The sequence below is a fragment of the Dethiobacter alkaliphilus AHT 1 genome, assembly GCF_000174415.1.
GTDB classification, from domain to species: domain Bacteria; phylum Bacillota; class Dethiobacteria; order Dethiobacterales; family Dethiobacteraceae; genus Dethiobacter; species Dethiobacter alkaliphilus.
This window is the reverse complement of sequence record NZ_ACJM01000005.1, coordinates 123,517-139,397: the sequence shown is the minus strand read 5'-3', so window position 1 is coordinate 139,397 and position 15,881 is coordinate 123,517. Positions and strand designations below refer to the sequence as shown.

The window sequence follows — 15,881 nt, the reverse complement described above, 5'->3', positions numbered from 1 at the left end:
GGGATAAAAAAAATAGCAGAGTCACTTAGACTCTGCTATTTTTTCTGCCAGTTCATTGAGATAGACCCAGCGCTCCATCTTTTGGGCCAGCTCTTTTTCAAGTTCTTCTTTTTGCTGCAGCAATTCGTTTAGCTTGGTATAATTGCTGGCTTCCCGCTGTATATCCTCTTCCAGTTTTTGAAGTTGTTCTTCCAGACCCACAATAACATCATCTATCTCTTCAAATTCCAGTTTTTCTTTATAGGAAAATTTGAGTTTCCTGGGGGAGGTTTTCGCTGGAGACACATGAGCCTTCCCGTTTTCCTTGCGTTGGCTCTTTGCCGGCTTATCCTGCCTGGCCTGTGCTGTGGAGTACTCCAGATAATCGGTGTAATTGCCCACATACTGCTTTATTTTTCCGTCTCCCTGAAACTCAAAAATCTGGTCCACAACTTTATCCAGGAAATAGCGGTCATGGGAGACAACCACCACTGCCCCGTTAAAGTTTTCCAGATAATCCTCCAGAATAACCAGTGTTTCAATATCAAGATTATTGGAGGGCTCGTCCAAAAGTAAAATGTTAGGGGCATCCATCAGCACCCTCAGCAAAAACAATCGCCTCTTCTCCCCGCCGGAAAGCTTTTCGATACGATTCCACTGCAACTCTCCGGGAAAAAGAAACTTTTCCAGCATCTGCGCTGCTGTGAGAGTGCCCTCCGGAGTCTTAATGTTTTCGGCGATGCCGCGGATGTAATCGATAACCCTTAAAGAAGTATCCATTTCCTCGCATTCCTGCGAAAAATAACCTATTTTTACCGTATCTCCAATTACTACCTCACCCTGGTCAGGGGTAATCTCACCGGCAATAATCTTCAGTAGCGTGGACTTACCGCACCCATTTTTGCCGATGATACCTATTCTGGCATCCCGCAGGATAATATGGTCAAAATCCCGGATCAATTGTTTATCACCGAAGCTTTTGGAAATATTGTTGATTTCCACCGTCTTTTTACCAAGGCGTGTGCTCATTGAACTAAGGTTTAGTTTATCAGCGGCCTGAGGCTTTTCCCTGTCAGCTAACTTTTCAAACCTCTCTATTCGTTCTTTACTCTTAGTACCACGGCCCCGGGGACCCTGCCTGATCCAGGCCAGCTCTTTTTTGTAGAGGCTTTGCTTCTTCCGTTCGGTACTGAGTTCCATTTCCTCCCGCTGGGCTTTTTGCTCCAGATATTGTGAATAGTTTGCCTGGTAATTGTAGAGATTTCCCTTGCTGATTTCCACAATCCTGTTAGTCACCCTGTCAAGAAAATAACGGTCATGGGTAACCATTAAGATAGCGCCTGTATACTTTTGCAGATAATTTTCCAGCCATAAGACCATGTCATTATCCAAGTGGTTGGTGGGCTCATCGAGAATAAGGATTTCGCTGGGGTTAATCAAAGCACTGGCCATGGCCACCTTTTTCTTTTCTCCTCCCGACAGCCTGCTTACATCGGCGGAAAAATCCACAAGGCCCAGCCTGGTTAAAATGGCTTTAGCTTCATATTCTTTTAGTTCTTTGGCCTCAGCGGTAGCCCCTTCAAAAACCTGCTCCAAAACTGTGAGTGTTTCGTCGTAGTGGGGGTTTTGGGGTAAATAACCTATCTTCACTTCGGCAGATTTGCTAATGCTTCCACTGTCTGCCGTCTCAAGTTCTGCAATAATCTTCAAAAGAGTGGATTTGCCGGTACCGTTGATACCGATCACACCCACTTTATCTCCTTTATTTATTGATAAGCTTACCTCGTCAAGGAGCTTTCTTTCGGTATAGCTTTTACTGATTTTTTCTGCTGTTAATAAAATCAAAGACCTGCACCTCGCAGAGTTTTTATGACTTATTTTACATTATAACATTTATTTGAGAAACTGGCTCTTTTAAAACAAACAGCCAAGCCCTAAGGCTTGACTGTTAGCCATCAATAACTCTCCCCCGAAACCTGTTTGTCACAAGATCATGCAAATAGTTAGCGCCTTTGGAGCAAATAACACCGGTAAACATATAGCCGGTGTAGTACGGCATGGGTAATCCATATTCTTTAAACAAATCGGTTTCTGCTCCCTTAGTTCCCGCTGCCACTGTTATAAACACTGCTATGATAATAACCGCCAGTCTGTCCACATGGTCCGGTACATTCCAAGGCAAGACTCCCTTTAGGCATTCCCACACTGATCCGGCAAGCACTGCGATGATAAGAAAAAGTCCAATGGATTCCATTCATATACCCCCCCGGTTATTATTATGCATAACCAGGAAAAATAGTTCCCTATTGGTATTGTTTACCACTTATTTTCTGTAGGAATTCACTGCTTTTTGCAGAAATGTTATGAGGGTAGTTTTCTGCCGCTATTTTTTATTGCCATTATTACGTATAACAAATGGGAGCCTATATTATGAACAAAAAACCAGCCTACAGCGTTATTCTTTTAGTAGTATCGCTGATTTATCTTTTAATAAACCCAGTTGCCACCTGGGCAGAAACAACCGCTTTCCCTGAGCTGAATTCTCAAGCTGCTGTTTTAATTGATGCCCAAACAGGACAGGTTCTGTTTGAGAAAAACATGCATCAGGTCCTCTACCCCGCTTCCATTACCAAAATAATGACCGGAATAATCGCCCTGGAAGAAGGCAACCTGGACGACACCATCACCATGAGTCGTGAAGCGGTTTTTTCCATTGGTAGAAACACTTCTCATGTCGCCCTTGACGTGGATGAAGAGCTGACGCTGGAACAGGCACTATATGCCCTGGCAATCGAATCGGGTAATGATGCGGCAAATGGTATTGCCGAGCACATTTCCGGAGATGTTGAAAGCTTTGCCCAACTGATGAATAAAAGGGCAGCAGAATACGGCGCTAAGAACACAAATTTCACCAACGCACATGGGCTGCCGGACTCAGACCACTATACCACCGCTTATGACATGGCGCTAATTTTGAAACAAGCGGTGAAGAACCCTGCCTTCAGGGAGATTTTTAGTGCAAGAAATTATGAAATGCCCCCCACCAATAAACAACCGGAAAGCAGGCACTTTAGAAACAGAAATTCCCTGTTATCCGGCCGATATGAGGATGCCGAAATTCTGGCCAGCAAAACGGGATGGACCACTTTAGCCGGCCATACCCTGGTTACAGCAGCCAGACAGGAAAACAGGGAGCTTATTGCAGTAGTATTAAATAGCCAGGATCGAAGGAGCAGATATGACGACACAATAAAGCTCTTAGACTATGGTTTCAACCAATTCTCTGAAGTATCTTTTAGTATGGAGGAGCTAACGGCATTAATTATGCCAAGCGTCTCTTTTGAAGAAGCGGAAATCTTAAATATCGAAGCTGATCAAAAAATGGACAGGCTCTTACACAAAAGCCTGTCTGTTGACGACATAATTATTAGCCATCAAATTAAGGATAACCATGACAATGAACTTGTGGAGGTGGGCTATTCCCTGAATTTGCGGGAAACCGGCAACCCCATCCATGAAAGCTTAGGTGAGATTACCCTGGCTTTCCAACTGGAAGAAGAGGAAGAATATATTGTAGCTGCCGAAAATACCACCAACTATTTTTTAGTGGGAGCTATTTTCCCCGCTGCCTTTTTGCCCCTGACCATAATCCAAAGATGGAGAAAAAGAAGATTAAAACATCAGCAATTTGTAAACAGGTTCAGATACTAAAAAGCAACCCCGACCAAGTTTGGTCGGGGTTTTACTTTGCCTGTTAATAGTTTGCAACAGCAGCTGATAAGCTTAAGCGATGGCTCCGGCCAATGGGCAGGCGGAACCGCTCGCCCTGCCAGTACAGATCTATTTGTTCTGTAAGAAGGTTATTGTGCGGATCTGTAAATTGTACATCCACCAGAGAAGACTGAATAAGCGGTTTGCCGTCGGCACTCTGTAAACTCATATGCGGCAGTTCATGGCCGGGAGTTTCCACATAAAACACCGCGTTGTTATTCAGTGGAGCAGCACTTGGCGGAGATGTACTCTGATAATCACCAAAGGTATCGGCACTTCTGATATAGCCTGTAATTTGCGTTGTGTCTTCAAAAAGGTAGCTAAACTGCTGATAACGGGACATCAGAATCTGCATGGCCCAGGCACTGGACATTCCAAACTGAAAGGCGGCAGGGTCTCCCGGACCCCGCGAACTCCAGCCCCTCTCTCCGGTCAGGGCGTTATAAGTTTCAAAAATTCCACCTGCTCCGGATAAGGTTTTCAGGATACGGCTTCGCAGCTTTTCGGCTTCTTTTGTATATCCGTAACGGAAAAGAACCTCAAGGGCGGAATACGTGTTAATTAACCAGATCTGCCCCCTCCAGTAATAACCGTCTTCTTCATGATTGTAGCTGGGAGAGGAAAAAGAAACGCTGGGAATACCGTGCTTTCCCCAAAACTTCTCTTCATCAAGCAAATGGTTTTCAATAACTGATTTAATGCGGCCCAGATTATTGGTTGCTCCGACAAAAGCGGGCCACCAGGCAACCGGTGTCAGCTCCCTGAGAAACCTCCCGTCGGGATGTCTATCCAGCCAGGCCTGCTCCTCTTCACACCATAAGTCGCGGTCAATTTTCTCTGCCAGTTCCACGCCGCGGGAATACAACTGACTTGCCCAACTTGCCTGGCCTGCTACCTGGCTGATATAAGCGGAATTCATATACGACTGGAAAAGCCAGCAGTTAAGATCAACTGCCCGGATATTGCAGGGAAGCAGTCCGGCAATAAAGCTGGGCAAGAAACGGCGGGGATAAAAACGGGGGCTATCGTCTAACCCCGACTCCATGCCGTTAAGATAATAAAACAAGCCTGTGGAGTGCTGCCTGTTATTTTCCCACCAATTCAGATTGGACTTTAACAAAGGCATTATTTTTCTCAGAAACAGCCCGGACTGCTTTTCATTCTGCATGCGCTGTGCAACGGTCACCGCAGACCAGGATTGCAAGGGAGACTGAGAATAAAAACTTAAGACACCGCACAACGAATCTGAGAGCTTACTGGGCACCTGCCCCCTGAGGCTCTCTTTCTTGTGCAAACTATTTGCTTCCAGCTGATTAAGCAGGCTGTGAGAGGCCTTAAAAGGGCTCCATTCGCTGATGCCTATGGCCTGCTGCGGTGTGTCCCAGCCCCAGATAAAGGGGAAATACACTTTGCAGGGCAGTGATGCCCAACGGCTCAAACCATTGCGGGAAGCATAAAGGTTATTGTTTAGAGCCCAGGCCGAAAGCCCAAAAACTTCTTTTTCCCCTTCCACAGCGGTATGTGGGGAAGGGAGTCGCTTTTCAAAACGATCCCAGCGCCGCTTAGCTTTTTGGGTTAAAAGAGTCAACTTTTCCCGGGCTTGATGGGCCTTCTCCACCGCCTTTTGTTGACAGTCTGCAGAAAAGGATACGATTACCGACCAGGTAAGCTCTTCGCCGGGTAACAGTTTTACCCCTTGCCCTGTCAGCGTACATTTATTTTTGCTCTCACCATCAGAAGGCAGAAAAAAGGTATGGAGAACCTGCCCGGGCAAACGAGTTCGGGTTGTAAGCAGCATGCCTTCCTCCTGCGGCCGGCAGCGACGCCCACCGGACAGGCGGGGATAAGGGTTTTCTTTATTTTTGCCGCGGGGAGCAAGAAGGTGAAACTCCGGCTGTACCGTGCCCTCATTGCTGCCTGACTGAATTCTTAACTGCAGCACGGCTAGATTGGTTTTTAAGAAAAACATTTTGGACAACAGCTTCCAGCCCCGGTCCTCAGCTTCTTCTTCAATGGAGTAGGGGTTAAAGTGGATATTTCTTTGTGCCGCAGGAGAAAAATAGGTCTTCCCGTTTTCTGCCTTTAAAGAAACGGCAAATTCCTGCAAACGACCGGCGGCACAGGAAGTAATGGTGGTAAACATGGCACTGTAGGCAGCTTTGTTCTCCTCAATTATCGCTTTATAACCACAATGGCTTCCCAACTCACTTAAAGGCGAGCCATTGGTTCTTCCGGCAATATAATGAGGAGCGCCTGAAAAAACAGCTTGGGGAGTCTCCTGATTTAAGGGCTTTTTTAATCTTTTAAAATAGAAATACCTAAACGTTACAAAGAAAAAAATCAATAAAAAAAAGCGGTCCATTTCTCCTGGCTCCTCTCTGGAAATATAAGACAAAGAAACTAAAATAAGTATTCAAAACTTTAACCTTATTTCAACTGGACCTTTTCCTGTACCCCTGCCTTAAGCTTTTTTGCCAGGCTTCTGAAATCCTCAATGCTCTTAATTTCCGTTTCCGTCGCCAATAATTGTTCGTACATCTTTATTAAAGCCTGCTGCTGTTCGAAGACTTCGATACTCATCACAACCATATCTCCAACACCATTCTTTGTAATAAAAACAGGCTCACATTCACTACGACAGTACGCAGAAATTTCATTTGCACTGTTTCTCAAATCGGAAATCGGTCTAATCTTAGGCATAAGGACTCCCCTTTATCAAAATACGTCTCATTATTTGTACATTAAATATAGCATTATATTGATATTTTCGCAATAGTAACTTTTATTGGTAAAAAAAATCTTGGGGTCAGGTTTAATGTTTTTAATCATTTGAAAATTTTCTAATATTTACGTAGTTTCCGGGCAAACCCTGTCCCTGCTTTGCATAGAATTTTACAGACAAACTATACCAGTATCTTCACAGGCCCGGGCTTGTCCTAACTCTATGGGCCTTGTAGATTAAAAAAGGAGGAAGACGACATGGGCAGTAAAGTGACTGAGATCCGCTGGCATGCCCGGGGAGGGCAGGGGGCAGTTACCGCCGCCAAAATGCTGGCGGAAATGGCTCTGAGCAAAGACCTGTACTTTCAGGCATTCCCTGAGTACGGCCCGGAACGGATGGGAGCACCAATTCAGTGCTTTAATCGCTTAAGTAAGGAGCCTATCCATATGTATTGCGGTGTGGCGTCACCGGAAATTGTCATTGTTGTGGATCCATCTCTGTGCGATGTGGTTGATTTTACTGCAGGACTGCCAAAGGGCAGCCAAATTGCCATTAACACCGGGGAATGCCCGGCAACGGTGACAGAAAAGTATAATTTACATGATTATAAAGTGTCTACCGTGGATGCCACCCGTATCTCCATGGATGCGTTGGGCAGGGCCATGCCCAATGTTCCCATGCTTGGGGCACTGCTGAAGTTGACCGGGCTGCTGTCGGAAAAAGAAGCTCTCTCTTTTATTGAGGACTCTTTTGGGCATAAGTTTTCGGCTAAAGTGGTCAAAGGCAACGTGACTGCTTTGCAGAAGGCCTTTGAGGAGGTGCAAACAGTTGAGTAAGAACTGGGATTATTCCAAAATACGGCAATGGACCTGGCGGGAGCATCCGCTGGGGGCTGTAATACCTGAGGCCGCTACAGCAGACCATTATGAAACCGGTGGCTGGCGCTCTCTCAGGCCGGTTTTGGACAGGGAAAAATGCATTGACTGCTTTTTCTGCTTTATTTACTGCCCTGACAGTTCAGTGATGGTGCAGGAAGATAAAATGACGGGCTTTAAGCTGCAGCACTGTAAAGGTTGTGGTATCTGCGCACATGAGTGCCCCAAAGAGGCAATAACAATGATCAATGAAGCAGAGGCCAAAGGGCTGGAAACATGCGCGGCGGATAATAAGGATGGCGCTTAGCCGCTGAAGGGAGGATGAATGAAATGGCAAAAACTGTAGCCATGGTGGGAACTGACGCAGTGGCTGAGGCCATGCGCCAGATTAACCCCGATGTGGTGCCGGCGTATCCCATTACACCGCAGACAGCAGTGGTGGAAAAATACGCTCAGATGGTTGCCGACGGTATTGTTGATTCAGAAATGATTAACGCAGAAAGCGAACATAGTGCCATGAGTGCCGCCATCGGTGCTGCCGCAGGAGGTGCCCGTGTAATGACGGCCACATCTTCTCAGGGGCTGGCGCTAATGTGGGAAATGCTCTACATTGCCTCTGGAATGCGGCTTCCTGTGGTAATGGCCAATGTAAACCGTTCCTTATCTGCGCCCATTAATATTCACTGCGACCATAGCGATAGCATGGGGGCCCGGGATTCCGGCTGGATTCAGCTGTTTTCGGAGAATGCGCAGGAAACATACGATAACGTTCTGCAGGCAATTCGCATTGCGGAGCATCCCGATGTCCTCACTCCGGTAATGGTGCTGTTGGACGGCTTTATTATCAGTCATTCCATAGACCGCTTTGACCTGATTGATGATGATGTGGCTAAAGCCTTTGTAGGCCAGTATACACCGCGAAATTCACTGCTCGATGCGGCTAATCCGTCCTGCTGGGGTGCCTTTGACGGATTGGGCGGTTATTTCTTTGAGTTTAAACGTGCCCAGGCGGAAGGAATGTTAAAAGCTCCCGCGGTTATCCGGGAAGTTGGCAAAGAGTACGCTGAAATTTCGGGACGCCGGTATGATTACTTTGCGTCCTACAGAATGGAAGATGCTGAATTCGTCATTGTAGCAGCTGGTTCAGCCGCCGGCACAATCCGTACCGCAGTGGACATATTCCGCGAAAAAGGTTTACGTGTGGGCCTTTTGAAACTGCGGATGTTCAGGCCTTTCCCCCAGCAGGAATTGGTGGAGGCTCTCTCCCATGCCAAGGCTGTGGCGGTTTTTGACCGCTCGGATACCTTTGCCGGAGACCTGGGTGGACCTATCTTTGTTGAAACACGCTCAGCATTCTATGAAGCAGAAAAACGCCCGCAGTTGATGAACTTTATCTACGGGTTGGGCGGCCGTGATTTACCTATGAGTTTGGTCAATCAGGCTATTGAAATGTTCAAAGACGCTGGCTCAGCGGAGCAGAAAAAGCGTATCGTCTATCTGGGATTACGGGATTAGGAGGGTTATCCAGTGGCCATAAAATTAAAAGAACTGGTCCGGCAAAAAGAATTGCTAACCGGCGGCCATCGCCTCTGTGCAGGATGCGGTGCCTCCGTCGCAGTGCGCCAGGTGCTGCATGCCTTACCGGAGAATGTACATGCAGTGACATGCAGCCCGACAGGATGCCTTGAGGTTTCCACCACTATTTATCCTTATAATGCCTGGAGGATTTCCTTTATACATTCTGCATTTGAAAACGCCGCCGCCACCATTAGCGGCGTGGAGACGGCTTACCGGGCACTGAAAAAGAAAGGTAAAATCAGCGAAGATTTTCGTTTTATCGTCTTTGGCGGGGACGGCGGCACCTACGATATCGGCTTTCAGGCCTTTTCCGGCCTGCTTGAGCGTGGTCACCGGGCAGTATATGTGTGCTACAACAATGAAGCGTACATGAACACCGGCATTCAACGCTCCGGCGCCACACAATTTGGTGCCTGGACCACCACTTCGCCCCATGGGGACAGCAGCGCAGGCAAAGGGCAAAACCGCAAAGATCTCACAGCCATAGCCGCGGCGCACAACATTCCCTACGTAGCACAGGCCGCCGTTCATAACTGGCGTGATACAATAACCAAAGCAAGAAAAGCGTTCCAGGCAGACGGGCCGGCAGTACTAAACATTCTGGCGCCTTGCCACCGCGGCTGGCGCTACCCCATGGAACAAACAATAGAGATGAGCAAGCTAGCCACACAAAGCTGCATCTGGCCGCTCTATGAAGTTGAAAACGGCACCTGGCGACTTACTGCAAAAATCAAAGAGAAAACACCCCTACGGGATTACATGAAACCGCAAGGTCGCTTTGCCCATCTGTTTAAACCGGGCAACGAGGGTGTGCTTGACCTCCTACAGGAATTTGTTGATGAACAGTGGGAAAGACTACAGCAGCAGTGCGCAGAATAATTATAAACTCTATATTCCATGAATACAGCCAAGTCCCGTGACTTGGCTGTATTCTTTAAAGCGCCGTATGGTTTTGCTTTAAGACTCTGTTAACCATTCTTCATGCCAGGTAATATATAACAAGAATAGAAGCAAACATTTTATCTTAGGAACGGGTGTTACGTATGAGAGTATGGGATATACATCCCGGGTATCTTTCCAGGCAGAGCCTGTTGGGTCAGCATGCAGAAATTCACGCAATAATCAATATTATTGTAAATAAGAAGCGCGGGTATGCCGCACACCCGGAGACAAAACGATGGAAAGAAAATCTCGTGCCCTTGGTAGCCCGGCATGATCTAACGGTAAAAGAAATGAGGCTGCGCAAATTCAAACACGCCAGCCCGGCCGCTGTAACTGAAGTGGATAAAGGTAAACAAGCGCTGGTTTACCTTGATTCTCCTGCAGAGCAATTTCAACTCTTGCAGAATAAGTATGCAAATAATAGTCAGCAAGGCCGTATTCCCCTGCCGCAAAACGGTTCTCAATTCTGGGCTCACCATAAATATTCAATCATGGCCAGAGGATATCAATTCTATAAAGAAATTCAAGGCAGATTAATAACCAAGAAAGACCTACCGATAATCAAAGAAACTGAATTAATAGACAGAATTTCTACTCTCATGAATTATCCCCCCACACCAGGGGGTTTGCGGAATGTTACCGACCATTTATGGGGTTACTTTAAAAAAGAAGCTGCCGAAGTGGAGAGAGGAATATATTTAAGTCTGGCGGCTAAAGGAGCCGCAGAACAGATTCTTTATCTCTTCGAACTGGCAGAAAAGTATCAGCGTTTATATCTGTTACATTCCACAGTCTTTGCTGATCTCAGATTGCAAGAATAATTGAGAAAGAGTGAGTGCCCCGATGAAAAAGTTTAAAATATTAAAGCTGACAGCGGGAGTAATTTTTCTTGTACTTGCAGGAGCGTTAAGCTTTCTGTATTTTACCCATTATCGAGCAACTACTGAAGTCCTGGCTCTGATAGATGCTCATTATCTGGCAGAAGAAACCGATAAAGCACTTGAATTTTGGCCGCCACATCAGGAGTCGGAAATAGGATTAATAATTTATCCCGGGGGTAATGTCGATTTTCGTGCTTATTCCCGGCTAGCATTGGAAATTAGCAAACACGGCTATTACACGGTAATTGCCAGGATGCCTTTGAGCCTGGCTGTTCTTGATCAACGACATGCAGATGGAATAATAGACAGCAATTCTCACATCCAAAAGTGGGTTATTGCCGGGCATTCTCTTGGTGGGGCCATGGCCGCCAGATATGCCCGGGAAAACAACACTTTATTGGACGGCCTGATTTTATGGGCTTCATATCCGGACGTAGATCTGTCTGCATCAGGAATCAAGGTTATGAGCATTTATGCCACAAATGATGGCATTATTAATCAGCGGAGATTCGAAAATACAAAGCCATACCTGCCAAAGGATACGTCCTTTGTTTCCATAACAGGAGGAAACCATTCCTACTTTGGCGACTATGGGTTTCAAAGAGGAGACCGGGAAGCAGATATCACAAGGGAAGAACAGCAACAAAAGATAGTGGAAAACGTAGTTTTATTTTTAGAAGCACTGTAGTTTCACAAAATACATAGTGATCGGAGATGTAATGATGAGGCTGCCCAAGAAAGTTTTATCGCTCTTACACAATGAGAAGTTCTGTTCCCTGGCCACTTGTTTTCAGAACAAGCCACATCTTTCCCTAATGAACTTCACCTTTCTGCCAGAGGAACAAGTGATTATTTTAAGCAGCAGGGAAGACACAACAAAAATTAATTATATACAAAAAAACCCTGAGGTCTCGCTTTTGGTGTACAGTTTTAAAGATAAGGAACCTTTTAGTTGTACCATCTATGGCACCGCTGAAATGGCAGGACCGGAACAAAGCAGGATATACCGCAAAATACATCTCATGAATCACCCGGACATGTCTGCATTTATAGAAGGCGACAACATTGCAATTATTATAATTGGCATTCAGGGAATTTCCCTCTCAGATATTAATGATAACGTGCGTACCTGGAGTTAACCAAAAAACAGGGCCGAACTTAATGTTCTGCCCTGTTTTTTATCTAATATCTTAAAATTCTTTAAACATTTTTGCAGGTGTGTTACAGATGGGGCAGCGCTCAGGGGGAGTCCCCATACCAACCCAACCGCATATGGGGCAAAGAGAAACTTCCTGCTCAGCGATATCCTTGCCTTCGGAAACTTCAGCTTTTAAGTTGCTGAATGTTTTCCCATGCACCTTTTCCGCCTCGTTTGCATATTCAAAAGATTTCAGTGCCTTCTGCTGGTTTTCTTCTTTGGCAGTCTCAATAAATTCCGGGTACATTGTGCTATACTCGTAGTGCTCTCCCTGCACTGCCTCTTCCAGGTTCTCCAGAGTGCTGCCTACCTTACCTGCCACTTCCAGATGCTTAAGAGCATGGATGGTTTCTGCCTCTGCAATTGCTCTGAAAATCCTGCCAATATTGTTGTAGCCCTCTTTCTCCGCTTTAATGGCAAAAGCTAAATACTTCCGGTTAGCCTGGGATTCTCCGGCAAAGGCATTCATCAGGTTTTCTAAAGTTTTCATCTAACCACTCCTTCTGTTATAGTTAAGCTGAGAAAATTATACCATAATATAAGATTGTTCACTTAAAGCTTCAGCAAAATTCATATTATATTAATTAAGATTTCCCAAACTTATTCCAAGTCACCTATTTTGTTGCAGCTTTTTATAAAAAGCAAAGCCCATGATAATATTGCTTTCATACTCATTTAGACTGATAAATTCTACACCTATATAATGCTTATTATTCTGCTTATTGTGTCTCTTAATTTTCCCGAACACTGTGAAATTATAGTTTCCCTCCTCGAAAGGTAAGGGCAGAGCAAACCTGAGAATCACATCAATGTTTAATGGAATGTCATGCTCATATTCAATTTGTGCACCGCCACCACTGATATCCACCATCATGGCAGAATACATAATGGGTTCTTCAACTGTAGCTGCATTGTCAGAAAGCAGGGCAAAGCCACACTCAATGCTACAGGGAACGCGAAAGAACTTTCTTCGTTGTATCTTATTAACTTCCGTTTCTGAGTAAATTAGGTTGTATCGATGTACATGGTAACGGTAATCAGAATCTAAAACGCACCTTAAAGTATAGACACAATCATTGGTAGGGACTTCCACCGTTATAAGGTCTCCGTTTTTAAGACCAAGATTCTTATATTGCGCATTTACATGTTGATAAATTGTAAAGACCGGCTCCTTAACTCCCCCAATAAAACAAAGGTGCTTGTCCATCTTATCAACGATAAAACAGGGACTATTCGGCTTTAAAATTGTGTTCAGCACAGCAATCCCTCCCTGAAGATGACTTGCCAAAAACTTATTATTGTCATAAATTCTCTAATAACCAACTTTTTCCTGCATTTTGTTACCAGGAATTGAGGAATTCCCGCATTAATGGATGCAGTCTTCTTCATTTAAATTTGTAGTGTTGGGTAAAGAGTCGGAATCACCCAGGGGGAGCTTGCCGGCGGCTTTTAGGATTTCCCGGTGATGGCGGATATCCATGTTCCCGGAGTGGATTGAACTACCTAAGAAATGAATACAGAAGTGGCCGGGGAAGTTATTATCATCTATCTTACCGGCCCCGTGCGGCATGCCGTTCATTGATGCGGCAATCCGGTGACCGCCAACTTCAACAACAATTCCTTTACGATCCCAAGTCCACCGTCCGTCAAATATTTGTTTCATGATGGCCGTATCTTCTGCGGTCAGCGGCTGGGCATCCACATGGCTGCAACCTTCCCTGCGCTGAACGTAAAAAGTGGCACCGGTATAGATGTCGGTTATTTTGGCAACGGCAAACATGGGAAATACTTTGTCCACTTCCTCCCACACCAGCAGGGCACCGTACTTTATTTTTACTTCCTGCTCATATAACGCTGCCAGGTCCAGCAGTACTTCTTTTAAGTCATGGGAAGGCTCAAGCAGATGCTCCTTGTTATATACCTTATTTAGGGTAGGACTGTAATAAAAAACAATCTGCTCCTCTTCATCATATAAGAATGCAAATGAATACTGGTCATAATCAGACATCCCGGTTAAGGGTGAAGTGGTTTTGTATAACAGCTTCTTTTCAGTTAAAACAGAAAAAGCCGAATCGTCCACAGAATACGAGAAATAAGGAAATTCGGTGGAAAAAACCCGAATTTCCCTAAGTCCTTCCATTCTCACATATGTAGCTGCGGTTGTTTTATAAAAGTTAAACAGCCAAAATAGCGCTGTTAGAAGAAGGGCAGTACACAGCAATTTAAATGTACTTTTCCTAATTAACACTATTTTTTTCGTTGAAAAAAACGTACTGATTATCATTTAACAGCACCTTTTTTCAAAATTGAAAATCATTTCATTAATTGTATGCTGTAACTTCACTTAAAAGGACGGTTTTCCCGGCGATACTTTCTTTTAGAAGCCTTGATGTTGCCAGGATTAAAGATGAGATAATTTAAAATCATGGCGTATGGCAGAATATAACCAACAAACGCCTGAATCATTGCCACACCTTTTGAAAGCCCAAAGGGCGTCACATCCCCGTACCCAACGGCCAACATAGTAATAACGCTGAAATATAAGGAGCGGGTGATGAGATCCAGGGGCTGTGCCTGGTGAAAAGAAGTGGAATAATGATCAATCACATATCCCCATTGCAGGATTTCCAGCATGATATAAACAACGGAGAAAAGACAGGCAATTAAAAAGTACAGGAAAAATAAAATCACAATGTTATATAAGATAACAGATCTCCGTCTCATACTACCTGTTCCTTTCATATAAGCATTGTTAACCCCTATGCTGTTAGACGCCAATTTATTATAGTTAGCCCGATAATCCCTGCCTCCTGGGCATTGAGGATAAATCCATATATTTTAATAAAGCCAAGTCACAGACTTGGCTTTATTATCTCAATGATTAAATTCTCCAATCAATTTTACCTCTGTTTCCAATGTGACACCAAACTGCTTCTTGACCTCAGCTTGGATATGCCTTATCAGGTTATAGATATCACTGCTGGAAGCGTTGCCACTGTTAACAACAAAACCTGCGTGTTTCAAAGAAACCTGCGCTCCGCCAATCCGATATCCCTTCAAACCTGCATCCTGAATTAACTTCCCGGCAAAATAGCCCGTTGGCCTTTTAAATGTGCTCCCTGCGCTGGGCAGTTCCAGAGGTTGGCTCTCCTCCCTTTTACGCTTCAGCTCGTTAATCTCATTTTGTATAACTTCTTGATTTCCTTTTTGCAGCTTAAATTTCGCTTTTAAAACAATATCTCCGTTCCTTTGCATAACACTGGTCCTGTAACCCAGTCCCAGCTCATCTACACTTTTAACTACCAAATGGCCATCCGTAGTTAAAACCAGTACTTCTTCCAGCACATCCTTAACCTCTCCGCCGTATGCGCCGGCATTCATAAAAACTGCCCCGCCCACTGTGCCGGGGATTCCACTGGCAAATTCCAAACCTGATAAAGAATTTCGCTGGGCAAAGTGTGCCACATCTATTATTGCCGCTCCCGCTTCAACCTCAAGTGTTTCGTTTTTTGTCTCATACTTGCTAAGGTTTTTGTCAATTCTTATAACCAGTTCCCTCACACCCTGATCACTGACCAGTAAATTACTGCCGCGACCAATAATGATATAGGGCACTTCTTCATTCAGGACAAACTTCATTAGTTTGTGCAGCTCATCTATACTTTGTGGTTCCACCAGCAGATCCGCTGTTCCGCCTGTTTTAAAGGTGGTATGCTTTTTCATATCTTCATCGGGAAAGTACATGGTGTCAACTAAATTTAGCTCTATAAATTCTTTTACTTTGTTTATAAAATCCATCCAAGTCCCTCCACAAAAGCTTTAATAACTACCCTGCCGTAAATTGGGGCAAAGCTGATTTAATTAATATTATTAAATTACTACTTATATTCCGCAAACCTCTCTTAAAGTAGGAATGCCCAGAGCGGATTTCTCCA

17 protein-coding genes are annotated in these 15,881 nt (G+C 44.9%); 8 read left to right on the top strand and 9 right to left on the bottom strand.

The features are described 5' to 3' along the window. Positions 1-21: 21 nt before the first annotated feature. Positions 22-1,824 (bottom strand): ABC-F family ATP-binding cassette domain-containing protein, encoded by a 1,803-nt coding sequence (locus DEALDRAFT_RS06190; protein ID WP_008515879.1) that lies wholly within the window; start codon positions 1,822-1,824, stop codon positions 22-24. Between the two features lie 103 nt (positions 1,825-1,927). Then, positions 1,928-2,233, bottom strand: a complete 306-nt coding sequence (locus tag DEALDRAFT_RS06185) for a hypothetical protein (protein WP_008515878.1) — start codon at positions 2,231-2,233, stop codon at positions 1,928-1,930. 176 nt (positions 2,234-2,409) lie between these two features. Here DEALDRAFT_RS06185 and DEALDRAFT_RS06180 point away from each other — a divergent pair, with 176 nt between their 5' ends. Then, on the top strand, positions 2,410-3,690 hold the full coding sequence (locus DEALDRAFT_RS06180) for a D-alanyl-D-alanine carboxypeptidase family protein (protein WP_008515877.1): 1,281 nt from the start codon (positions 2,410-2,412) through the stop codon (positions 3,688-3,690). A 43-nt stretch (positions 3,691-3,733) separates the two neighbouring features. Here the strand turns inward: DEALDRAFT_RS06180 and DEALDRAFT_RS06175 are convergent, their stop codons facing one another. Together DEALDRAFT_RS06175 and DEALDRAFT_RS06170 are read right to left on the bottom strand one after the other, a co-directional pair. After that, entirely contained in the window at positions 3,734-6,112 is a 2,379-nt protein-coding gene (locus tag DEALDRAFT_RS06175; RefSeq protein WP_008515876.1) for an MGH1-like glycoside hydrolase domain-containing protein, read from the bottom strand. Positions 6,113-6,177: 65 nt separating this feature from the next. Beyond that, positions 6,178-6,450: a type II toxin-antitoxin system prevent-host-death family antitoxin gene (locus DEALDRAFT_RS06170; RefSeq protein WP_008515875.1), complete on the bottom strand. Its 273-nt coding sequence runs from the start codon at positions 6,448-6,450 to the stop codon at positions 6,178-6,180. 279 nt (positions 6,451-6,729) lie between these two features. On the opposite strand from DEALDRAFT_RS06170, the gene DEALDRAFT_RS06165 reads away from it, so the two are divergent. The 7 genes from DEALDRAFT_RS06165 (at position 6,730) to DEALDRAFT_RS06135 (ending at position 11,887) form a co-directional block, all read left to right on the top strand. Next, entirely contained in the window at positions 6,730-7,308 is a 579-nt protein-coding gene (locus DEALDRAFT_RS06165; RefSeq protein ID WP_008515873.1) for a 2-oxoacid:acceptor oxidoreductase family protein, read from the top strand. Positions 7,309-7,327: 19 nt separating this feature from the next. Then, a complete protein-coding gene (locus DEALDRAFT_RS06160) occupies positions 7,328-7,654 on the top strand; it encodes a 4Fe-4S dicluster-binding protein (RefSeq protein WP_040378615.1) in 327 nt (108 codons plus the stop codon). A 23-nt stretch (positions 7,655-7,677) separates the two neighbouring features. Next, positions 7,678-8,862 (top strand): 2-ketoisovalerate ferredoxin oxidoreductase subunit alpha, encoded by a 1,185-nt coding sequence (gene porA, locus DEALDRAFT_RS06155; protein WP_008515868.1) that lies wholly within the window; start codon positions 7,678-7,680, stop codon positions 8,860-8,862. Positions 8,863-8,874: 12 nt separating this feature from the next. Then, a complete protein-coding gene (locus tag DEALDRAFT_RS06150; RefSeq protein WP_008515866.1) occupies positions 8,875-9,804 on the top strand; it encodes a thiamine pyrophosphate-dependent enzyme in 930 nt (309 codons plus the stop codon). 164 nt (positions 9,805-9,968) lie between these two features. Further along, positions 9,969-10,688: a DUF1722 domain-containing protein gene (locus DEALDRAFT_RS15935; RefSeq protein WP_008515865.1), complete on the top strand. Its 720-nt coding sequence runs from the start codon at positions 9,969-9,971 to the stop codon at positions 10,686-10,688. Positions 10,689-10,710: 22 nt separating this feature from the next. Next, complete coding sequence (locus DEALDRAFT_RS06140) at positions 10,711-11,436, top strand: alpha/beta hydrolase (protein ID WP_008515862.1); 726 nt, start codon at positions 10,711-10,713, stop codon at positions 11,434-11,436. A gap of 31 nt (positions 11,437-11,467) precedes the next feature. Next, positions 11,468-11,887, top strand: a complete 420-nt coding sequence (locus tag DEALDRAFT_RS06135; RefSeq protein ID WP_008515860.1) for a pyridoxamine 5'-phosphate oxidase family protein — start codon at positions 11,468-11,470, stop codon at positions 11,885-11,887. A gap of 51 nt (positions 11,888-11,938) precedes the next feature. On the opposite strand, the gene DEALDRAFT_RS06130 is transcribed toward DEALDRAFT_RS06135, so the two are convergent. The 5 genes from DEALDRAFT_RS06130 to murB all read right to left on the bottom strand — a co-directional run bounded on the left by DEALDRAFT_RS06130 (position 11,939) and on the right by murB (position 15,744). Continuing rightward, complete coding sequence (locus DEALDRAFT_RS06130; protein ID WP_008515857.1) at positions 11,939-12,436, bottom strand: rubrerythrin family protein; 498 nt, start codon at positions 12,434-12,436, stop codon at positions 11,939-11,941. A 120-nt stretch (positions 12,437-12,556) separates the two neighbouring features. After that, the gene (locus DEALDRAFT_RS06125; protein ID WP_008515855.1) at positions 12,557-13,204 is read right to left on the bottom strand and encodes a flagellar brake protein; all 648 of its coding nucleotides are present in this window, start codon (positions 13,202-13,204) and stop codon (positions 12,557-12,559) included. Positions 13,205-13,312: 108 nt separating this feature from the next. Beyond that, positions 13,313-14,092, bottom strand: coding sequence for a hypothetical protein (locus DEALDRAFT_RS15930; protein ID WP_143753393.1), 780 nt, complete (start codon positions 14,090-14,092; stop codon positions 13,313-13,315). 194 nt (positions 14,093-14,286) lie between these two features. Next, entirely contained in the window at positions 14,287-14,670 is a 384-nt protein-coding gene (locus tag DEALDRAFT_RS06115) for an ion channel (RefSeq protein WP_008515851.1), read from the bottom strand. Positions 14,671-14,820: 150 nt separating this feature from the next. Beyond that, positions 14,821-15,744: a UDP-N-acetylmuramate dehydrogenase gene (murB, locus tag DEALDRAFT_RS06110; protein WP_008515849.1), complete on the bottom strand. Its 924-nt coding sequence runs from the start codon at positions 15,742-15,744 to the stop codon at positions 14,821-14,823. Between the last annotated feature and the right edge of the window lie 137 nt (positions 15,745-15,881).

Coding starts and splice junctions, on each gene's coding strand:
- DEALDRAFT_RS06180 (WP_008515877.1), top strand. CDS start 2,410: ATGAACAAAAAACCAGCCTACAGCGTTATTCTTTTAGTAGTATCGCTG.
- DEALDRAFT_RS06175 (WP_008515876.1), bottom strand. CDS start 6,112: ATGGACCGCTTTTTTTTATTGATTTTTTTCTTTGTAACGTTTAGGTAT.
- DEALDRAFT_RS06140 (WP_008515862.1), top strand. CDS start 10,711: ATGAAAAAGTTTAAAATATTAAAGCTGACAGCGGGAGTAATTTTTCTT.
- DEALDRAFT_RS06130 (WP_008515857.1), bottom strand. CDS start 12,436: ATGAAAACTTTAGAAAACCTGATGAATGCCTTTGCCGGAGAATCCCAG.
- DEALDRAFT_RS06115 (WP_008515851.1), bottom strand. CDS start 14,670: ATGAGACGGAGATCTGTTATCTTATATAACATTGTGATTTTATTTTTC.
- DEALDRAFT_RS15935 (WP_008515865.1), top strand. CDS start 9,969: ATGAGAGTATGGGATATACATCCCGGGTATCTTTCCAGGCAGAGCCTG.
- porA (WP_008515868.1), top strand. CDS start 7,678: ATGGCAAAAACTGTAGCCATGGTGGGAACTGACGCAGTGGCTGAGGCC.
- DEALDRAFT_RS06135 (WP_008515860.1), top strand. CDS start 11,468: ATGATGAGGCTGCCCAAGAAAGTTTTATCGCTCTTACACAATGAGAAG.
- DEALDRAFT_RS06185 (WP_008515878.1), bottom strand. CDS start 2,233: ATGGAATCCATTGGACTTTTTCTTATCATCGCAGTGCTTGCCGGATCA.
- DEALDRAFT_RS06170 (WP_008515875.1), bottom strand. CDS start 6,450: ATGCCTAAGATTAGACCGATTTCCGATTTGAGAAACAGTGCAAATGAA.
- DEALDRAFT_RS06165 (WP_008515873.1), top strand. CDS start 6,730: ATGGGCAGTAAAGTGACTGAGATCCGCTGGCATGCCCGGGGAGGGCAG.
- murB (WP_008515849.1), bottom strand. CDS start 15,744: ATGGATTTTATAAACAAAGTAAAAGAATTTATAGAGCTAAATTTAGTT.